This is a genomic window from Chitinophaga varians (assembly GCF_014529945.1).
GTDB classification, from domain to species: Bacteria; Bacteroidota; Bacteroidia; order Chitinophagales; family Chitinophagaceae; genus Chitinophaga; species Chitinophaga varians.
This window is the reverse complement of the sequence record NZ_JACVFB010000001.1, coordinates 597055-618782: the sequence shown is the minus strand read 5'-3', so window position 1 is coordinate 618782 and position 21728 is coordinate 597055. Positions and strand designations below refer to the sequence as shown.

Below are 21728 nucleotides of genomic sequence, written 5' to 3'. Positions count from 1 at the left end.
ACTATTATGTCACAGGATTGCCCGTTGGTATTGGACCCCTTATTTATACCGGGAAGCGGAACTTCCCAGCAGGACAGGCAGTTGCCTGCGCTCGATCCTGCCTATGCTCCGGTGGATGAACACAGCACCGCCGACCATCTCGTATTCACACAGCAATTATCCGCATTCCTGCTGTTCATCAACAACGACAATAACAGCGATGGCACTACCTGGGAAAGTTTCTTCAATAAAGATATTTCCACCCAGCTGTCGCTGATCGTTACACAGCAGACCAGCGACTTCGCCGATACCCTGAAAAAATTCCTGCAGCCCTTGCAGGAAGGTACCACCCCACTGGCACAAGCCAAAAACTTTTATGGGAAAATATACAGCGCCCTGTTTTCCCTGGCGTGGCAGATAGAGAAAATGCGGGCACAGCTGCCCGATACCCTGCTGTTGAAAGCCGTGGTGCAATCGCTGATCACCACGCGCCTCAAAGACCAGCTCAAAAAGCTGCTGGCTTATTACAACAAAGCCGTCACTGACGGACTGATCAACGCTAACGCCAACATTTATACGAACATATTCGGCATGGCGTCAGAAGATGCCGATATCGCCGCCGGACATAGTTTTCCAGCCATCTGGAACAGCACCATCACGGTAGATCCGGACATTTATAGTCCCGCCACCACCAAATTAAAGAAGCTGTATTTCGCCGCCAATCACAATTTCTTCAAAAGCGCGATCGATGTTTTTATCAAAGCCATTGTAAAAATAACAGCCGCCGCGGCACAGGAACTGCAAGACACACTCGGACAATGGGACAGCCACGAGCCACACAACGCGCTGTTCCTCGCCTTCCTGAAACTATTGCAGTTCTCCCGGACGCAGCTCAACGAACTTACTCAAAGGCATCTGGAGCTCTACTACCAGGAGATCCTGCGCCTGCGGAAAAAACAGCCTGTTCCGGATAAGGTGTTTATGACCTTTGCCCTCGCACGATTCACCGATGAATACCTGTTGCCAAAAGGCAGTCAGCTCAAAGCAGGGAAATTCCCCGACGGCAGCGATGCCTTCTACGCCACCGATGCAGACCTGGCCGTCAACACGGCCACCATCAGCGATATGCGCAGCGTATATATATGCCCGGTAGAAGACACCAATGCCGCTGTTTCCAAAGATCGCGTGTATGCGTCTCCGTTGCCTGCCAGCAAAGATGGGAACGGGCTGCCTTTTGACGACCCCAATACCCCCTGGCATCCTTTTGCCGGCAAAACACTGGCCGACTATACGCAGGTACAGCAGGTGAACATGCCGGTGGCGCATATCGGCTTCGCATTTGCCTCCCACTACCTTTTCCTGCGGGAAGGCAACCGCACCATCACCCTCAGCGTGGCCACCAGCAGCCCGGTGACAGGACTGAACGCGGCAGATTTTACGGCCGCCATCACCACTGTCGCCGGATGGACGCCCATTACCATCACCGGCATCGCTGCCGCCGCCACGGGCAACGGCTTTGTGCTGACCTGCACCATGGCCGCCACCCTGCCAGGCACGGCGCCCTTCAGCAAGGCCATACATCAGGCCTCCTTCGATACCGCCGACCCGGTGCTGCGCATCCTCCTCAGCGAGAACACCGCCACCACCTCCGCATGGGCGAAGCTGAAAGACACCGTGATCACCGGTTACACCCTGGAAGTAAACGTAGACAAAGTCAAAAACATTCACGTACAGACAGACACCGGCGTCATGGACCCCTCCAAACCATTCCTGCCGTTCAACGCGGTGCCCTCACCCGGCGCCATGTTACTACTGGGATGTGATGAGATATTCCAGAAAAACAACGCCCGCGTAACGCCCATGTTTATGTGGAAACAGGGCACGGAATATGATTTTGGCGAATCTCCCCAACTATATATACTGCGGCATAACGACGGATGGAAGATCATCCGTCACCCGCTGGATATCTTCGACGCTGATATCAACGGCCTGCTGCACAACAAACCCAGAGAACATTTTTATATCGACGATAAAACCCAAATAGCACCGGTTTACAGTAACCTGAATACACCTTACTCTCCACTCAGCACCGCCGGCTTTGTGCGGTACAATCTCACCACCGACCTGGGCTATCAGGCCGCGCTCGTACAACGCATGGCCTATCTTACCAAAGCGGCCAACAGTCAGAGTCTCACCGGCGTGGCCACCGGACTGTTTACGCCGCCCACGCTGCAGGAGATGTATCTGCAATACGTGGCAGACACACAAACGGAAGCGACCTTCTTTCATGTATATCCTTTTGGAGAGAAACAAACGCCTGTCGGTCATCATCTGTTGCCGCAGTTCCTGCACGATACTACGGCCAACAAACCAAGTCTGGCAGAATTTTATCTGGGGCTTCAGCATTTCCTGCCGCCCAGACAGGTGACGCTGCTGTTTCAGATCGATGAAAGCACCGCCAATCCACTCGTGAGCAAACCGGATAACCAGGTACAGTGGCACTATCTGAAAGACGATGAATGGATGGCTTTTGATAATGCAGCGGTAGCCGATGGCACCGACAACCTGATACGCAGCGGCATCATCGCTTTTAACATCCCGCGGGAAGCAGGCCTGAGCCATCACGTCATGCCCGACCAGCAGTACTGGCTGAAAGCCACCATCGCGGAGGCAGACGAGGCTATTTGTAAAACGGTGTCAATAGTTACGCAGGCTGTATCCGCCACTTTTGTGCCGGGCACCGACCTCACACAGACACTGGCATCTCCGCTGCCTGCCGGCACCATCGCCAAACTGGCCACCCCACAGCCGGAGATCAAAACGGTGACACAACCATTTTCTTCTTTCGGCGGCACCCCACAGGAATCCAGTCAACAGTTCTATATCCGCTGCAGCGAACAATTGCGGCATAAAGGACGCAGCGTCAACAAATGGGATTATGAACACCTCGTATTACAGCAGTTCCCCAACCTCTATCGTGCCAAATGTATTCCGCATACACGTTTCGAAAACGGCATCTACAATGAAATGGCGCCGGGACATGTAACGGTCATCACCATCCCCTCCCTGTTGCAACGTAACGGCATCGATCCCTTGCGGCCTTTCACCTACATGAGCGACTTACAACGGGTGAAAGAATATCTCCAGAAACTGACATCCCCCTTTGTTCACCTGCACGTCTGCAATCCGGACTACGAGCAGGTACGGGTGGAGGCCCAAGTATGCTTCTTCCCACAATATGATGAAACCATGTTCACCCATCAGTTGCAGGAAGAAATCACCCGCTTTCTGGCGCCCTGGGCCTATACCGAAGGAGCGGAACTGCGGTTTGAGAACAGGATCACAAACGCGATGATCGTCAACTTCATGGAAAAAAGATACTATGTCGACTATGTGACGGACGTAAAACTCTATCATGCCGGCATACTGAAAGATATCATCACGCCCGACCGGCAATCGGCCATCATTGTACCGGTAAAGGCCGCCGACCACGTCATCACGCCTATCCCGGCCAAAGCTGCCGCGGTAGTGGATAACGGGCCGGACTGCGGATGCGCATAAAGAACAAGCATTGTATCATGGAAAAACAGACTACCATATTTCGCAATATCAAACTGAAACCGCCGGAAGACTTCAACTTCCTGCGGCAACAGGGCATGACCTATATCCAGCAGCTGGGCAGCCGGTTCTGGACAGATTATAATCTCCACGATCCCGGCATCACCACGCTGGAGCTGCTATGTTTTGCCATCACCGATCTGGCCTACCGTACCGGTTTCCCCACGGCCGACATCTTTGCGGCCTACCTGGACAAAAGCCAGTTGAACAAACAGGCTTTTTTCCCTGCCCACGAAATCCTGACCATGAACCCGCTCACGGTCAACGATTACCGCAAACTGATGATCGACCAGGAAGGTATCCACAACGCCTGGCTGGCGCCCCGGCATTGCAGTTGCGACGATAACACGCCCCCGGAGGCGGAATCGGCATGTGCCGGCCAGTGCAACTGCGAAACAGATATCTATGCAGACGGGAAAAACGGCCTGTTGACCTATAAAAGCCATACGCCCGACGGTAAACAGGCCTTTGAGAAAGTAAACATCAAAGGGTTGTACGACGTACAGATCGCTCTGGAAGATGATCCCGTATTCGGGGACATCAACGATGGCAGGGTGTACCAGACGCTGACCTATGGCAGCAGCCGCGCCACCATCGAACTTCGCCTGCCCTCCTACGAAACCATCCTCCAAAAATGGAACGACTGGAAAGACCTGACAGATAATACGATCACCATAACCGGTGTGGCGCTGAACAAAATCGTTGATAACAATAACACCGCCATTACAGACAGCAACCTGTCCAAATCCTTGCAGAGCGCCATGTTCGTCGATCTGCAACTCACGCTCAGCAATGCAGTGGTCATCAGTTTCACCAACGCCGTATTAAACATATACCTTTCTTTTACCGATACCGGCACACTCGCGGTAGCGGATATTACCAGCGCCCTGCAACAGGTACCGGGTATCATCAGCACCTATAAAAACGGGCTGGAGAAAACACACGCCCTGATCAACGCCACCCGCAGTAATCTCAACGCGCATCGTAACCTCGATGAAGCTTTCTGCCATATTTCACTGGTACCCATGGAAGACATCAGTATCTGCATGGACGCGGAACTGAAGCCGGACGCAGATATCGAAAAGGTACAGGCAGCGATCATGGTGAAAATAGAACAGTACCTGAACCCTAATATCCCGATCTATTCCCTGGCGCAGCTGCTGAAAGAGAACACGGATATCACAGAGATATTCAACGGCCCGAGGCTGCATAACGGCTTCATCAAAAACGAAGACCTCGACCAGGCGGTCATCAAACAGGAAATACATGCGTCGGACATGATCCATCTCATCATGGACCTGCCCGAAGTGGTGAGCATCACCAATTTCCTGATGACCAGCTATAACGAACGTGGCGAAGTGATCTATCATAGCCAGCCATGGGTGCTGCCGGTAACGCCGGGACATCAGCCACGGCTATACGTACAACGCAGCAAGTTCCTGTTTTATAAAAACGGGCTTCCCTTCCTCGCAGCCAACGAAGCAGAGCTCAACAGCATCCTGCAGGAGCTGCGCAGCAGCGGCGAATATCTCAAAGCCACCGGCATCAATAATGAACTGGATATACCTACTGCTACCATCCGGAATATGGAAGACTATTATCCGGTGCAATATTCCTATCCGCTCACCTATGGTATCGGGGAATTTGGGCTCTCAGACACCGAACCGGCCGTACGCAAAGCGCAGGCGCGACAGCTTAAAACGTATCTGCTGTTCTTTGAACAGTTGCTGGTCAACTATCTCGCGCAATTGCAACATGCCGGTGATCTGTTTCTGGTAGACAGCACGCAGTTGCAGAGCTATTTTACCCACTGGCTGTCTGACAGCGATATCAAGGGAGTCACCGCATTGTATGCCGGTCTCACGCCGGCGGCACTGCAATCACTCACGGAGCCGGCCAACGGCGGCCTCGCGCGGCGGAATCGTTTCCTCGATCATCTGCTGGCACGTTTTGCAGAAAGTTTCAGTGAATATGCGCTGGCACGATATACCAGCATCCCCACAGAGCAAACGGCCATGCAGACAGCACTGTTGCAACTGAAAACAGACTTCCTCAGCAATTATCCTGAAGCCAGCTACAATCGCGCCAGGGCGATCGATTACAGCATCCCCGTCCCCTGCGGTCCCGGAAACATTGCCGGGCTGCGAAAGCGGCTCAACAGCCTGCTCAATATAGACGCCGCTACCAGCTTCGTCATCATAGAACATCTGTTGCTGCGGCCCCGTATACCCGGACAGGTATTGTTGCCCATCTGTCTCGACAGTGGCTGCCATACCTGCTATGATAATGATCCTTATTCTTTCCACCTCACTTTTGTGATGCCCGGATGGCTGGAACAAAATATGAAGATCGACTACCGGCGTTATGCGGAAAAGACCATCCGGCAGGAAACACCAGCCCACCTTTTGCCTAAGATATGCTGGGTAGATAACAAAGCCTGTGATGATACGCTGCTGTGTGACCTGACAGACCTCCTCTGGGGGCTGCAGGTGCCGCTGCCCGCGACCAAGGAAGGAGACACCCTACGTCAGTTGTGTCTGGTGGCCGAAGCAGCCATAGCGGCCATGAACAATGCTTACCGGCAGGCGCTGAGTACCGGCAACAACGTGTTTCCGGTAAAAACACAGGTGGAGCAGTTCTTTGATGACAAGGTAAAAGACGGCATCGCCAATGGCGTGCCTGGCATTACGCCTGCCAGCGTTGATACCGTGAAAGCCTGGATGGTGGACTATTGGCTGAAACATACCGACTGTTTCATTTTCACACGGCTGGAACTGGCCTGGTGTGCCTGGCTGAGCGCCAATGCAAAGCTGGCTGCCAAAGACAATTATCTCGAAAACATCCTGGCAGACGCGCTGCTGAAAGTCAATCCGGGTAAAAAACATACAGATATCTGCTCCTGTGCCCAAAGCCTGATGGAGCAATATGGGGAAGCCATCCGCCTGTGGGTGATCGCACAGCTGCCCGTTGGCCTGCAAAAGGCGGCCTTCGACAGTATGATCAATGCTATGGTGCCTGCCTGTAACGGAATCGTCACCACGGCTGTCAATGCGGTCTTCACCACTTTCTATGATCCGGACAAAATACAACTGTTGCAAACACATGCCACGCTGATACAGGTCATGTCGGAACTAAAAAGCATCTATCCGCCGGCCACACTGCACGACTGCGAAGACGGCAATGATGTAAACCCCGTACGGCTGGGTGCTACCGCCATCGGATAAAACCGGTAGAAAAGGATAAAGCTATTATTAAATCAAAGAAGTCATTATCATCATTATGATACCTTCCATTCAAAAGTACCCTCAGTTTGAGGCGAACCAGATACTCACCAACGAACAACTGAACCTGTTGTTCGGGTACAATGATGAACAAACGAGGCTGACCAGAAGCCATCTGATCGGCATCGGTATCATTTGTGGCCTGGATGCCATCACCTCGGCAGATGGGAAGTCCGTCACCATCACCCGGGGCGTGGGCGTCACCTCCGCCGGATACCTCGTCATCCAGGATACCGATCTGGTGTATACCGCCTCCCAAAACTATTCGCTGCCGAAGGAAGTAGCTTATCCGGTGTTGCAAAACAATGCAGGCGCCAACCTGTACCCGTTATGGCAGCTATTGCCACAGATACCGATCAGCAACCCCGACCCTTCTGCCCGCAACCTCGACAATCCGTTCCTGCTGGATAAAGTAGTGATGCTGTTCGTGGAGCTGAATAAAACCGGTAACAAAAACTGTTTGCCTAACTCCTGCGATGATAAAGGTTCCACCGTGGGCGTTACCATACAACCGCTGCTGATAAGGAAAAGTGATGCCGACAAAATCAAGGCGGTCATACCCGGTTACCCCGACAATGCAGCGCTGCCGGATATCCGCATGCCCCGCTTTGATGTGGCCAAAACGCCGCTCAACACTACTGCTGATGTGATCAAGGCCTATAAGATCATATTAACCAAAGCCTTTATTGACAAAGTATTTGCCAACCTGAAGAAACTATCAGACACCTTTGCGTTTCTGAACACCAACGCTACCGCACTCAGTAACCTGATACAGAACAATACCATTTTCAGTTACGATACCGATAGTACCATTAAACTGCCGGTGGAGTATTACTACCAGTATTATTATGATTTTGTGAGCGATCTGGTAGACACCTACAACGAAATAAAAAACAGATCAGGGTCCGCACTGGCTACCTGCGCGCCCAACCCGGCGTGGTTTCCGAGGCATCTGTTTTTGAAAGAAGCCGTCAATCCGCCCTCCCCCAGTGCGTACCGGCATTATTTCCTGCCCTCACCGGCGGTGGCGCGGGAAGAGCAGCGCACCGAAGAGATGGTACAACTGCTCAATCGCCTTTATATGATGCTGCTGACATTCCCGAAGATAGCAGCGCCTACTATCATCGCCGGTGGCGGTGTAAACAATTCCGATTTACGGGTAACGCCCAGTTACCTCGGCAGCAACCTGTCCGGCAAAGCTATTCCTCACTACTACAGTGAAGACAAACAAAGCAACAACCGGCAGCTGTTTGAATACTGGAACTACCGGCTAACCAAAGCTGGCAAAGCGAATCAGAACTTATCCTATCGCGCCATTGAATATCCTGCCACAGAGGATTTTGTTAAAAATCCGTTGCGGTATGATATAGAGCCGTATAACTTCTTCCGCATAGAAGGCCATGTAGGCAAGAACTACAAATCGGTGGTGAACTACCTGCAGGGCATTATCAATAACAACCGGTTGCCCTTCGATATGGTGGCGATAAAAACCGGCAACAAACCGGATGCACTTAGCGGCAGCACCTTTGACGCACAGTTTGCAGACCTGGAAAGTGAGTTCCGTGTGATACAGGCCAACATTATCTGCAAAGGCGGCACCAACGCCACCATGGATGCCTTTAAGAAACTGACGAAGCTGTCGCAACTCAATGATCCGGTACCGCCTAATAACCAGACGATGCTGGCCATGCTGAAGGCGCTGACCAGTGCCGACATTCATTGTGATGTAGCCGAACTGGAAAGGCTGCTGGATATCTACAACAAGCGGACGACAACGTTGCAACAACAATTCCTGCTCAGCAACTACGCAGAAAAACATGTGGGGTTGCAGCATAAAGGCGGTGTGCCTTCGGGTGGCACGTTTGTGATCGTGTATCACGGTGACGTATCTACGCCGTCACAGCCCGGGAAGTTCTTTGGTGATCTGATCTACCTCGATGCCGTCACCAACAAATACAAACTGGACGAACAGGCTTTTAAGTTCTATCACCCGGATGCCGGTACCGCAGCTGTTATCGGAACGCTGCTGGGGCAGATTGACCCGGCCAATCCGCAGGCGGGTGACTTCATAGAAAAAACCTTCCAGCCGATTATCGGCAAATACAGAAACACCGGACGCAGACCTTCCTTTGGAGGCAGGGGCATTATCGGTGGCCCTGGAGCCGGTGCGCCGGTAGCCATCGCCGAAGGCATCGTATTTGCGGACTTCTACCTGCCTTATCAATGCTGCGGCGATGGCACTACCATCCAGTACACCATCAACGAAAGTTCTCAGGCGCTGGCGGCGGACATAACGGGTTCTGAATGCGTGAATGGCCAGCAGGTGGTGCATTTCCTGATCACTGGCGGCACTGCGCCATACAAAGCCAATAACAATACCGTCAACAGCCGGTTTGATCTGTCATTCGGCAGCAACCAGTCCGGTACCGTGGTGGTGACCGACAGTAGCGGCGGCAGTGCAACCGTGCAGGTACCGGCCAAAACCTGTGAGCCGCCTTGTGACCTGCCGTGCAAAGGCATCGTCACCCGTTGCCTGTACCCCACCTGGATGGTATTGCCGGAACAATATGTTTATGACGCCAAACTTATCCGGTTTGATATTGCCTACCTCACTATTATGGATGAAAACGGACTGATATTGTTGGATGAACAGTTTGTCAAAGATTTTACCGACTATCTCCAGCAAGTGGGTGGCATCAAAAAAGCCAACTATCATGATTTCATGAAAGCAATCGCAGAAATTATCAATAAGCGGGTAGACAAGTTGGCCAAGGGTGCACTGAAGATCGAATACCTGGTGAAAGATGATAAGGTAAGCGGACAGTTTATGATCACCTCCTATCCTTGTCAATCGTTTGACCTGCGGATACGCATGGCCATAGAAGGCACCTATTACGACTACCACTATACGAAAACCGGCGTGGACGCACAACTGGAGAGCGCCAAATACCGCTACCAGACAAGACTGCCCAAATATGGCTGTTTTATTGACGATCAGTGTAAAGGCTCCAATATCCAGAAACCGTGCGCCAATGATACACTTGTAATCAAACGGGAAACAGACACCTTCTATTTCGTGACGGGCGATTTTAAGGCCATCTACTGGATTGCGGAAGGCAGCATGCCTGGTTTCGGTACCGGGCCGCAGTTCCATCTGGACAGCAATAATATGCTCCCGGAAAAAATCAGGGTCATCGCCATCGATAACAATGGATGCTGGGCATATGCGGAATATATCGTCAGAAGAGCATAATTCTAATAAGGAGAAACATTTACCAGAAATATCGTCAGATGCGCATCTGGACGATAACCCGTTAACGGTGCCGGTAGCCATTCAGTATTAGGCAATAAAAAAATAACCAAATAAACAAATGACCAAATAATCATGCATCTCATTCAAAAACAGCTGGTAGACGTGACTTTCAACGGTCCCGAATCACAGGCGCTGCCATGGCAGCGCGAGCTGTCCGCCCTGTGCGAAAATGAGTTACTGCCTGCCCTCGAAAAAGTGCTGGCGCCCTATGATTTATTAGAAGATGATCTGATTTTTGATTATCTTAGTATCAGCGTCGACGACCTTCGGACCGATAATTTCCGACAGCTGTTCACAGACGCTGTAGCGCAGCAGTTGAAAGCAACGCTTGCGCAAAAGATATCTCTCTCTTCAGAGGAAATATCTGCCACTACCTCCGACGTAATAAGGATAAAAAATAGAGAAAGAAGAGAAGCACAAAGTGCCCATCATCGGAATGTTGAGCAAATACTCTTCCATTTTCTCCTGCATGGCGTATATCCCTGGTGGGTATTACCGGACAGGGTCAGGGAATGGAAGGGTGTTATGCTCAACATTTTTTTTGAATCCACCCCAGCTGCCATTCAACTACTACATATACTCAGAACAGCTCCCATAGCCCGCGAGCGGCTGGTAGCGCAGTTCCCGGCAGAATGGCAGCAACAGCTGCTGCAACAGATAGCCCCAAACGTATATGCAGCTACGTTATCCGTCATCGCCACACTACAGCAGTACATTCCTGGCATGCAGCATATAACGGCATCCGTTATACGTAATTGGCAACTGGAAATGGTGGCGTACGAACACCTCCCTCCTTTGGGAGTAACGCCGGGAACTTCGGATATAATGTCGGAAGCTGCACTGATAGCCAGCGCGCTCACCGCCCTGATGCCGGCGCCGCTGCCGCAACTATCGCTGTTGGTACAGCAGCATCTGCCTGTTCCGCTACAGGCCCGGGTACTGAAGCAACTGGAACAACAGGCAGGCATCTCCCTAAAAGAAAAAACAAATACCTGGCCCCTTCGGAAGGAAGAGCATAACGCCATTGTTAGCGACGGCTACTACGTGCATAATGCGGGACTGGTACTGCTGGCGCCTTTCATCAGTCGGTTCCTGCAATACTGCGGGGCAGCAGACGAAAAAAAACTGCTACGGCCCGGCTATGCCACCGCCCTGCTGGAGTGGCTGGCCACCGGTCGCACCGATGTTGGAGAAGAAGAAATGGTGCTGAACAAAATACTCTGTGGCATACCACTGTCACAAACAATTGAACTCATTACCGCTATTGAACCGGCGCATCAGCAGGAAGCTGCCAGCCTCCTGTCGATGGTGATCAGCAACTGGCCTTCCTTGAAAAACACCAGCCCTGAAGGGCTGCAAGCCAGTTTCCTCCGTCGTCCCGGCAAGCTCTCTGTCCGTGAAAACGACGACAACTGGCTATTGCAGGTGGAACGGGAAAGCTATGACGAATGGCTGTTGCCCGACCTGCCATGGGGATATAACATGGTGATACTACCCTATACCCCACATAAAATGATCTGGACAGAATGGATATAACCGCTTAAACCAAAAAAGGAATGAAAGCAGGTGCAGATGCGGCCCCCAAAACGTCTGCCGCACAAAAAGCCCCCAAAAGCGCGCCTTCATTGAAAAATGAAGAGAAGCCCTTTTTTGCGCCTGCCACGCCTCCGGTACAAACCAAACTGAAAGTAGGCAGCCCAAACGATCCGGCGGAGAAGGAAGCAGATAATATGGCCGATAAAGTGATGCGCATGCCCGCCGAAAAGCCGGCAGCCAATGTGTCTGCAGGAAAGAAAATACAGGCTAAAAAAGAAGAGCCACCCAGGCTTAAAGAACAAAAGAAGATACAGCCCAAAAAAGAAGAGCAGCCCAAACTTCAGGAACCAAAGAAACCACAGCCGCCAAAAGCAGATCCCTCTAAACTTCAGGAGCCGAAGAAGATACAGGCCAAACACCAGGAAGGTAAAATGCCGGCTGCCAAACAGAAAGAAAAGAAAGAAGAGAAGACGGTCCAACGGAAAGGAGAAGGCACGCCCATCACCGCTACCAACGAAATCGGGGAAGGCATCCGTCAGCAGAGCGCCGGCGGCTTTACGCTCTCAGACGACACACGGAGCTTCATGGAGACCCGGTTCAACGCCGACTTCAGCCATGTGCGCATACACACCGGGCCGGAGTCTGCGCAACTCAACAATCAGCTGGGCGCCAAAGCCTTCACTTATCAGAACCATATCTTCTTTAATAATAATCAGTACCAGCCCGATGCGCCGGCAGGCAAACACCTCCTGGCCCACGAGCTGACCCATACGATACAGCAGGGCCAAAGCATACAACGCGCTGAGGCAACCAAAGCTGAAACCACCCCGGCAGCAACGGCTGCCAAACCTGCTGCCGCAACACCCACGGCCATGGCCATGGCGCCGCAGATACAACGTTTCCTCGGCATCGATATCCCTTCCTGGCAGGACGTGCTCGACTGGCTCGCGGAGAAAGCCTATCACATCCCCGGCTATCGCATGTTCACCATCGTGATCGGCGTCAATCCGATCAACGGCGAATCGGCCGACCGCAGCGCCGCCAATATCCTGCGGGCCATCGTGGAATTCCTGCCAGGTGGCCACGTGATCACTCAGGCGCTGGACAAATACGGCGTATTTGAAAAAGCCGGCAGCTGGGTGGAACAACAACTGAAACGTTTCTCCGGCCTCATGGGAGAAGTCAAATCTGCCGTCAAACAGTTTATGGACGATCTTGACTTCCTCGATATCATCCTGCATCCGGTACGCACCTGGGAAAGAGCCGTGGCCATCTTCACCAAACCGGTCAGTGATATCATCGATTTTATCAAGAGCATCTTCCAGGCCATCCTGCAGTTCATCCGTGATGCGGTGCTGAAACCCCTCGCTGAACTGGCCGCCAAAGCACCGGGATTTGACCTCCTCTGCGCCGTACTGGGCACCAACCCCATTACCGGCGAAACAGTGCCCCGTAACGCCGATACGCTCATCGGTGGCTTCATGAAGATGATCGGACGGCAAGACATCTGGGAGAATATCAAAAAAGGCAATGCCATACAACGCGCCTTCGACTGGTTCCAGAAGGCCATGAAAGGGCTGATCACCATGGTGACCAGCTTCCCCGGGCAATTCATCGCCATGTTGAAGTCGCTCGAAGTCATGGACTTCATCGTGCTGCCCAACCTGTTCAGGAAAGTATTCGGCGTATTCGGCAGCTTCGCCACGGCCTTCTTCAACTGGGCCATGAACACCATCTTCGACCTACTGGAGATCATCTTCTCCGTAGTGGCCCCGGGCGCGCTGCCTTATCTCGCTAAAGTACGCAGTGCCTTCCGCACCATCATTGAAAAACCGGGCGTATTTGTTGGGCATCTGATCAATGCAGTGAAGAAAGGGTTCAACCAGTTTAAAGATCGTTTCGGTACCTGGCTGAAGAAAGCGTTGACCAACTGGTTGCTTGGCTCTCTCGAAGGCGCCAATATCTACATTCCGCAATCTTTCTCACCCAAAGAGCTGCTGAAACTGGGGCTTTCCGTATTCGGCCTCACCTGGCAGAAACTCCGCGCCAAACTGGTAAAAGCCATCGGGGAAACAGCCGTCGCCGCGCTGGAAACGGGTTTCGACATTCTGAAAACACTGATCACAGAAGGCCCCGCAGCTGCATGGGACAAGATACAGGACAAAATAGAAGAACTGAAAACACAATTCTTCCAGGAAGTCACCACCTACGTAACTGTTACCGTGGTACAAAAAGCCATCACCAAACTGCTCTCCAGCCTTAATCCTGTGGGCGCTTTCATACAGGCTATCATTACCATCTATGACACCATCATGTTTGTGGTCCAGAAGATCAAACAGATTGCACAGGTGGGAATGGCGGTTATCAACAGCATCGTGGAAATTTCCAGTGGTAATATCGGTAAAGCCGCTAATGCCGTAGAAAATGTGCTGGGCGGACTGTTGAAGATGGCCATCAGTTTCCTTGCCAATTTCCTCGGCCTGGGTAAGATAGCCGACAAAGTGGTGGAAATCATCAAAAAGCTGCAAGCCCCTGTAGACAAGGCCATGGACAAACTGGTGGACTGGATCGTGACAGCCGGGAAAAAACTGCTGGGCGGCATCAAAAACAAAGTATTGGGCTGGCTGGGCGTCACCCAGGGCTTCACCGCCAAAGACGGGGAGTCACATACTATCTCGTTTAAAGGCAAAGATGCCAGTGCCAGCCTCTATGTGAATTCCAGGCCCAAGCTGGTGACCGACTACCTCAACGAACTGGCTGCCATCCCTGAAAATGCGCCCTACATCGGTGCCGCCAGGAGCGCCTTCGATGCCATTGCGAAGCTGAAAGCCAATGACCCGGGAGAAGATCCGGCCAAAGTCACCAAACAGAAAAATGATATTGAAGCCGAATTCAAAAAACTCGCTGCCGCATTTAGTCAGATGAAAGGCGGCACCCAGCAGACGATGGACAACGTGCCCATTGTCTTTAACCGCAGCAGCCTGACCACGCCGGTAGAACATAAAGAATTCAATGACCAGCTCCAGATGCAACAGGATAGGCTGCAACAAATGACTATTCTGATCTGGCTCAGAAACAGGAACACTTTTGAACAGATCGGCAGAAGCAAACAAGGCACCAGGGCTATGCGACGCGAAAGAACACTGGAATGGACCAATCGGAAAAACCAATACATCGCAGCCGGAAAAACCCCTGCTGACGCGGAAAAGCAGGCAGACGCCGATCTGAAAGGCAAAGCCATACTTCATGTCATTGACCAGGTGGCCGGTGGGTACGATGATGAATTTGCTAAAGCCGCCGGCTTATCCCGCGTCAATTCCATTATCGGTCCGGGCTGGGTCAACAAGATCCCGCTCATCCTCGATAAAATCAAAAAAGTAGATCCTAAAGCACAGGAAACAGCAAAAATAAACGTAACATTATCCTAACGTAAAACATATGCAACAGATAGATACCTTTCTGACAAACCTGCCGCCGGACAACGGTCCCTTCCCCGCTATCGCGCCCGCTGTGCAGGAAAAATATGCGTCGCGGGTGCCCGCCTTCCTCATCGATATCTGGAAGAACAACGGCATCTGCTCGTTTGGCAAAGGTTTTATCTGGACCGTCAACCCCGACGACTATACGGACATCGTGCCTAAATTCGGAGCGCAGTACAAAGATGCCGTGGCGGTGCTGCGTTCCGGCATAGGCACTGTCTTCTTCAAACACGGCCATGAATATCTTTTCTTCGACCCCGTATATCTCGATGTGTCCTCGTTGCAGGAGGTACCGCTGGAAATCATCATGAATTATACCATCGCTGACAAAAGACCGGCCAATGAGCTGTTCTATCAGAAGTTATATGAACAGGCGTTAAAACGGCTCGGTCCACCTGCGTTTGACGAATGTTTTGCCTTTGTGCCCGCTATTGCCCTTGGCGGAGAAATGAGTGTAGAAAACCTCCAAAAGATGAAGCTCAAAGAACAGTTGATACTCCTCACACAACTGATGTAAAATGAACACCTCTTTTCATATACCCCTGCAATACCTCCGTGAATACATCCAGGGGAGGCTATCGCTCCATTTTGGCAAGACGGACAGCGTGACCATTAACGCAGACGCCTATGTGCATGACGCCTCTCCCTTTGCCACCTGGATGGAAGAAGCGCAGCCCGACGCGCCGGAGTTTGTGGCCCTGCTGCTGGCGCTGGCGCCACATCTGCAGCCAGGGTTCTTTGAAGATATCCTCCGGGAGTACATCCCCGAAGGCGGTGACTTCATTCCTTTCGGCGGTATCAAATCCCAACATCACCGGGGCATGTTGCCCACCGGCGAAACACTGCTGTTTGTGCTGGCTGGTAATGACCCCGACAAACGAACAGACCTGCAAAACACGCTGCTGCATCAAAGCCGCTTTTTCCGGCAGGGCACACTCAGCATCGAACCGGTGAATATAGGCGACCCGCTTATGTCGGGCCAACTATTGCTTGCGGCGGAAACACTCGACTACTGGCTCACGGGGCGGGTCAGTCATCCACGTTTCTCTCCCGAATTCGCAGCGGAATACATCACTACCGACTTGTTGTGGAGCGATCTGGTGTTACAGGAAAATACATTGCACCAGATACGGGAAATAGAACAATGGGTGGCCCACCACCGTACCCTGCTCGACGACTGGCAGATGGTCCGGAAAGTGAAACGCGGCTACTGCGCCCTGTTCCATGGCCCTCCCGGCACAGGTAAAACCATGGCGGCCACGCTGCTGGGCAAATACACGCAGCGCGACGTATTCCGCATAGATCTGTCTAAAGTAGTGTCCAAATATATCGGAGAGACAGAAAAAAACCTGTCCCGTATTTTCGACAGGGCAGAAAGAAAAAACTGGATACTGTTTTTTGATGAAGCGGATGCGCTCTTCGGTAAAAGAACAGAGATACGCGATGCGCACGATAAATACGCCAACCAGGAAGTGGGCTACCTGTTACAACGCATCGAATCATATGACGGCCTGATCATCCTCGCTTCCAATTTCAAAGGCAACATGGACGAAGCTTTCCTGCGAAGGATGCAGAACGTGGTGTACTTCCCCATACCGGCAGCCCCCGAAAGACATGTTTTGTGGAACCGGGCGTTCCCGGAAAGAATCACATTGTCTCCTCACATATCGCTGGAACAAATTTCCCAACATCATGAACTCACCGGCTCCAATATTAATAACATCGCCTTCCATTGCTGCCTGAAACTCATCAGCGATCAGCGGATGGAACTCACCGGCGCAGATCTGCAAAGTGCCATCCATCGCGAACTGATGAAAGAAGGTAAATCATAATACTGATCTCTTCCCTCAAAATAACAGCCCTTTTCTTCGTGAAAGAAAAGGGCTGTCCGTTTCTATAATATAAAAGTCATCCTATTTTAATCCGTTTACTTCCCGCCCACGTTAACCGAAAATTCAACTTGTTTTGAAGGCAGGCACTGATGGTCATCACAGGCCATGAATTCTACGTATCCCTTCACTTTAGTGGCAGCCAGACCTTTCAATGTTACCTGCTGAATAAAGTCGACCTTCCGCTCGTAATATTTCAGCGTTGTTTTAAAATTGCTGTCGTAAGCTTTCTGGAGGGATCCCCGCTCTTCCATCTTTCCGACAGGAGTGACCAATGGATTTTTAGTAAAATGGAAACTGGTAGGGATCGGCCCCTCTCCGGTTTCCTGCGCGTAAATATGCCAGCGCGTGTCAATGATGGCCGTCATTTGCAATTCATATCGCTTTGCATCGATCTTTTTGGCGCTAAAGGTCCACTTTACCGGATTTTCAATCTGGGAAAAGACCATCCGGGGTAATAAAAACAGGGAAAGCGTAACTAACAGAGATTTCATATTTGCGTATTTAAGTTTCTACCATTCGTTTTCAACAGTCAGCCGTTGTGCTGCATAATAATAAGTATCAAAACCGTCATCTCACCCTACCCGGGGTAAAAAATTTCGCTCCTTGCAGTAGTGGAAAGGGGCCGCTAAAAACTACCATTGTTATAAATTTTTCTTGTAATTGTATAACACTTCCCATCCCGCTATCCGCCAATTTTGCTATCATAAAAAACTGATGACATGCAACCGCTGACGTCCACACCCGAAACTATCACCATGGCCGTAAAACAGCTGACAGAGAAGATCTACGGCGGCGACTTTATATTTCCGGCACATTTCAATCTGCCTCAGGAGCTGTCCCTGTCCCTTCAGCTGGACTACGCCACTATCTGCCAGGCTTTCCTGACGATCGAAAACATTACACTGAAAAAATATATAGAAAATCTGCGTATTGAGAAAACGAAGGAGTGGCTGGTGTATACAGATGATTCCCTTCAGCAGATAGCAACCAAACTGGGGTTCCACCGTGCCCGGCAACTATCGGCCTATTTTAAGGCCGCTACGGGGCTAAATCCGGCCTATTTTAAGGAAATCCGGAAGTCCAGACAATCCATACAGGCCATGCCCGGGAAACCATCTTAAAATTATATACAATTCACCCTTAATCATATAACAACACCGCCCCCTGCCGTCGGTACCTTTGTTAAAATTATAAAACAGACCACTATGACCACCTTAACACTAAACGATACATCCAGGGCCACCAGCCATCAACATAAAAAAGGACTCATTAAAGAAACCTATCCCGTGTTGGAAATGACCTGCGCCGCCTGCGCAGTGAGCGTAGAATCCACACTGGGCTCGGTAGACGGCGTAAGCGCCGCCGGCGTGAACTTCGCCAACCAAACCGCATGGGTGGAATATAACCCCGGCGTTACCACTCCTGAGCAGTTACGCGATGCTGTGAGAAGCATCGGTTATGATATCGTCATCGAAAAAGAAAATCAGGACGAGATCAAAGAAGCCGCTCAACAAAAACACTATCAGGCGGTGAAACAGCGTACCATCTGGGCTTCCGTGCTGTCGCTCCCTATCGTGATCATCGGTATGTTTTTTATGGACATGCCTTACGGCAACTGGATCATGATGGCGCTCTCCACGCCGGTCGTATTTTTCCTGGGCCGCAGCTTCTTTGTCAATGCCTGGAAACAGGCCCGTCACGGTAAAGCGAATATGGACACGCTCGTGGCCCTCAGCACCGGTATCGCCTGGGTCTTCAGCGCCTTCAACACCATCTATCCTGAATTCTGGCACCAGCGCGGCTTACACGCCCACGTATATTTCGAGGCAGCCGCTGTGGTCATCGCCTTTATCTCTCTCGGTAAACTGCTGGAAGAAAGAGCAAAATCCAACACTTCTTCCGCCATCAAAAAACTGATTGGCCTGCAACCGAAGACAGTGCTGCTGGTAGACGCCTCCGGCAACACCCGTGAAGTGCCTATCGCTGCTGTAAAAGTAAATGACATCCTGCTGGTAAAACCAGGAGAAAAGATCCCGGTAGATGGTACCGTTACCGCCGGCGACTCTTATGTAGACGAAAGCATGATCACCGGTGAGCCCGTGCCAGTCCTGAAAAAAGAAGGTGAAAGCGTTTTCGCCGGCACCATCAACCAGAAAGGCAGCTTCCGATTCAAAGCCGATAAAGTAGGCGCAGACACCCTGCTGTCACATATTATCAAAATGGTGCAGGAAGCCCAGGGCAGTAAAGCGCCGGTGCAAAAACTGGTCGACAAAATTGCCGGTATATTCGTACCCGTCGTTATCGGTATCGCCACCCTCACGTTCATCACCTGGATGGTATTCGGCGGCGACAATGCCTTCACGCATGCACTGCTCACTTCCGTGACCGTGCTGGTGATCGCCTGCCCCTGTGCCCTCGGCCTCGCGACCCCTACCGCTATCATGGTGGGCGTTGGTAAAGGCGCCGAAAACAATATCCTGATCAAAGACGCCGAAAGCCTGGAACTGGCACATAAAGTAAATGCCATCATCCTCGATAAAACCGGTACCATCACCGAAGGTAAACCGGTAGTAACGGACCTCTTGTATGTAGATGCCCAACAACATGCTGTTGACCAGTCTGTTCTTTTCGCTCTCGAACAGCAGTCAGAACACCCGCTGGCGGCAGCCATTGCCCAGCATCTCCAACAAGGTGGCGTGAATGCCGTAACCCTTAGCACTTTCGAAAGCGTTACCGGTCAGGGGGTGAAAGGCACCTACAACGGTCAGACGTATCTCGCCGGTAACAAAAAACTGTTGCAGGAAAACGGAGTGGCATTGGACAATAAATCCGTTACCCTTGCCCAGGGCCTTCAGGCAGCCGCCAAAACCGTCATCTACTTCGCCCGTGGTAAAGAGGTCCTCGCTGTGGTAGCTATCGCCGACCGTATCAAAGAAAGCTCTGCTGCCGCCATCGCAGCGCTGCAACGCCAGGGCATTGAAGTATACATGCTCACCGGTGACAACCAACAGACGGCCGCCGCAGTAGCGCAACAGGTAGGCATCACCCAATATACTGCCGAAGTAATGCCTTCTTTCAAAGCCACTTTTGTAAAACAGTTACAGGAACAAGGCAAAACCGTAGCCATGGTGGGCGACGGTATCAACGACTCCCAGGCACTGGCACAGGCAGACGTAAGCATCGCGATGGGCAAAGGTTCTGATATAGCCATGGACGTAGCTAAAATGACGCTGATCACTTCTGATCTGAACAGCATCCCGAAAGCACTGAAACTGTCCTCCAAAACAGTCGCCACCATCAAACAGAACCTGTTCTGGGCCTTCATCTACAACATCATCGGTATACCGGTGGCCGCCGGGATCCTGTTCCCTTCTCATGGCTTCCTGCTCGACCCGATGATTGCCGGTGCAGCCATGGCGCTCAGCTCTGTCAGCGTAGTGTCCAACAGCCTCCGACTCAAAACAGCTAAACTTTAAACCTAACATTCTACCACTACACGACAATGCCTTTAACAAACACCTGGTATACCGAAGCGGTGATCCGGGAAACAACAGACACCGTCACCATTATTTTCGATACCCGCGGAGACAACTTTCAATATCTGGCCGGCCAGTTCATCAACCTCACTTTGAGGATTGATGGACGGCCGGTCACCCGTTCGTACTCTCTCAGCTCTGCTCCCGATACAGATACCGCTCCCGCTATTACCATCAAAAAAGTTACCGGCGGCGTGATGAGCACCTACATCACTGAAAACGCGGAAAACATTCACAGCTGGGAGGTTGACGGGCCATATGGCGCCTTCACACTGGACAACGACACCAGCAACTACCGCCATATCGTATTGCTGGCCGGCGGCAGCGGCATTACGCCACTGTTCTCCATCGCGCGGACCGTGGCGCGCCAACAGCCAGACACCCGTATCACGCTGCTGTATGCCAGTCGCTCCCTTCCCGAAACCATCTTCAAAGCAGCACTGGACAACTGGGAGGCCCAACACAACAATATCCGCATACAATATGTTTTATCAAAACATACCGCTACTGCGGATGATCCGGCCAATATCATGACCGGAAGGCTCAACAGGATCATCATCAAAAAACTGGTCAAACAGGCTATCGGCGAAAGTACCGACCCTTCGCACTTTTTCCTTTGCGGGCCTTCCGAACTGATGAAGATGCACCAGGACTCACTGGCAGCACTGGGTATACCGGACACGCATATACGCCATGAATCATTTTCCGCAGAAGTGACGGCGCCCACGATTACCCTGCCCGATAACAGCCAGGAAGTACTGCTGCATTATTATGAGCAAAGTAACCTGCTGGAAGTGCAACCCGGACAAACCATCCTGGCGGCCGCGCTGGAAGAAAGAATACCCCTTCCACACTCCTGCCAGTCGGGCACCTGCGGCCGATGCGCCGCCCGCCTTACACAGGGCGCCGTGCATATGCAACAGAACTACGCCCTCCGCAAAGAAGACGTGGACGCCGGCTATGTGCTGCTATGCCAGAGCTTTCCGCTCAATAATGACGTCACAGTAACCATTGAGGAATAACGCCTCATAATTATGTAAAACGATTACTCAATTGTATAACAATTCAGCACCATAGCCGATGTAATTTTACAT

The 21728-nt window shown here is 51.6% G+C and carries 11 protein-coding genes; 10 read left to right on the top strand and 1 reads right to left on the bottom strand.

What is annotated here, in order from left to right; all coding sequences use genetic code 11:
- Window positions 1–6 precede the first annotated feature (6 nt).
- The 7 genes from ICL55_RS02455 (at window position 7) to ICL55_RS02425 (ending at window position 17038) form a co-directional block, all read left to right on the top strand.
- Window positions 7–3540, top strand: a complete 3534-nt coding sequence (locus ICL55_RS02455; RefSeq protein WP_188094452.1) for a baseplate J/gp47 family protein — start codon at window positions 7–9, stop codon at window positions 3538–3540.
- A gap of 17 nt (window positions 3541–3557) precedes the next feature.
- On the top strand, window positions 3558–6821 hold the full coding sequence (locus tag ICL55_RS02450) for a hypothetical protein (protein WP_188094451.1): 3264 nt from the start codon (window positions 3558–3560) through the stop codon (window positions 6819–6821).
- A gap of 55 nt (window positions 6822–6876) precedes the next feature.
- A complete protein-coding gene (locus ICL55_RS02445; RefSeq protein WP_188094450.1) occupies window positions 6877–10131 on the top strand; it encodes a hypothetical protein in 3255 nt (1084 codons plus the stop codon).
- Between the two features lie 132 nt (window positions 10132–10263).
- Complete coding sequence (locus ICL55_RS02440; RefSeq protein WP_188094449.1) at window positions 10264–11727, top strand: contractile injection system tape measure protein; 1464 nt, start codon at window positions 10264–10266, stop codon at window positions 11725–11727.
- 20 nt (window positions 11728–11747) lie between these two features.
- A complete protein-coding gene (locus ICL55_RS02435) occupies window positions 11748–15155 on the top strand; it encodes an eCIS core domain-containing protein (RefSeq protein WP_188094448.1) in 3408 nt (1135 codons plus the stop codon).
- 10 nt (window positions 15156–15165) lie between these two features.
- Window positions 15166–15723, top strand: coding sequence for a T6SS immunity protein Tdi1 domain-containing protein (locus ICL55_RS02430; RefSeq protein WP_188094447.1), 558 nt, complete (start codon window positions 15166–15168; stop codon window positions 15721–15723).
- Window position 15724: 1 nt separating this feature from the next.
- Window positions 15725–17038: an ATP-binding protein gene (locus ICL55_RS02425; RefSeq protein WP_188094446.1), complete on the top strand. Its 1314-nt coding sequence runs from the start codon at window positions 15725–15727 to the stop codon at window positions 17036–17038.
- 95 nt (window positions 17039–17133) lie between these two features.
- Here the strand turns inward: ICL55_RS02425 and ICL55_RS02420 are convergent, their stop codons facing one another.
- Window positions 17134–17589, bottom strand: coding sequence for a protein-disulfide reductase DsbD domain-containing protein (locus ICL55_RS02420; protein ID WP_188094445.1), 456 nt, complete (start codon window positions 17587–17589; stop codon window positions 17134–17136).
- Window positions 17590–17817: 228 nt separating this feature from the next.
- On the opposite strand from ICL55_RS02420, the gene ICL55_RS02415 reads away from it, so the two are divergent.
- The 3 genes from ICL55_RS02415 to ICL55_RS02405 all read left to right on the top strand — a co-directional run bounded on the left by ICL55_RS02415 (window position 17818) and on the right by ICL55_RS02405 (window position 21656).
- Window positions 17818–18219, top strand: a complete 402-nt coding sequence (locus tag ICL55_RS02415; protein ID WP_188094444.1) for a helix-turn-helix domain-containing protein — start codon at window positions 17818–17820, stop codon at window positions 18217–18219.
- An 84-nt stretch (window positions 18220–18303) separates the two neighbouring features.
- Complete coding sequence (locus tag ICL55_RS02410; protein WP_188094443.1) at window positions 18304–20574, top strand: heavy metal translocating P-type ATPase; 2271 nt, start codon at window positions 18304–18306, stop codon at window positions 20572–20574.
- Between the two features lie 26 nt (window positions 20575–20600).
- Window positions 20601–21656, top strand: a complete 1056-nt coding sequence (locus ICL55_RS02405; RefSeq protein WP_188094442.1) for a ferredoxin--NADP reductase — start codon at window positions 20601–20603, stop codon at window positions 21654–21656.
- Window positions 21657–21728: the final 72 nt, after the last annotated feature.

Bases quoted from the DNA above. Each gene is read 5' to 3' on its own strand.
- ICL55_RS02455 (WP_188094452.1), top strand. From the start codon at position 7: ATGTCACAGGATTGCCCGTTGGTATTGGACCCCTTATTTATACCGGGA.
- ICL55_RS02410 (WP_188094443.1), top strand. From the start codon at position 18,304: ATGACCACCTTAACACTAAACGATACATCCAGGGCCACCAGCCATCAA.
- ICL55_RS02445 (WP_188094450.1), top strand. From the start codon at position 6,877: ATGATACCTTCCATTCAAAAGTACCCTCAGTTTGAGGCGAACCAGATA.
- ICL55_RS02405 (WP_188094442.1), top strand. From the start codon at position 20,601: ATGCCTTTAACAAACACCTGGTATACCGAAGCGGTGATCCGGGAAACA.
- ICL55_RS02415 (WP_188094444.1), top strand. From the start codon at position 17,818: ATGCAACCGCTGACGTCCACACCCGAAACTATCACCATGGCCGTAAAA.
- ICL55_RS02450 (WP_188094451.1), top strand. From the start codon at position 3,558: ATGGAAAAACAGACTACCATATTTCGCAATATCAAACTGAAACCGCCG.
- ICL55_RS02435 (WP_188094448.1), top strand. From the start codon at position 11,748: ATGAAAGCAGGTGCAGATGCGGCCCCCAAAACGTCTGCCGCACAAAAA.
- ICL55_RS02420 (WP_188094445.1), bottom strand. From the start codon at position 17,589: ATGAAATCTCTGTTAGTTACGCTTTCCCTGTTTTTATTACCCCGGATG.
- ICL55_RS02425 (WP_188094446.1), top strand. From the start codon at position 15,725: ATGAACACCTCTTTTCATATACCCCTGCAATACCTCCGTGAATACATC.
- ICL55_RS02440 (WP_188094449.1), top strand. From the start codon at position 10,264: ATGCATCTCATTCAAAAACAGCTGGTAGACGTGACTTTCAACGGTCCC.
- ICL55_RS02430 (WP_188094447.1), top strand. From the start codon at position 15,166: ATGCAACAGATAGATACCTTTCTGACAAACCTGCCGCCGGACAACGGT.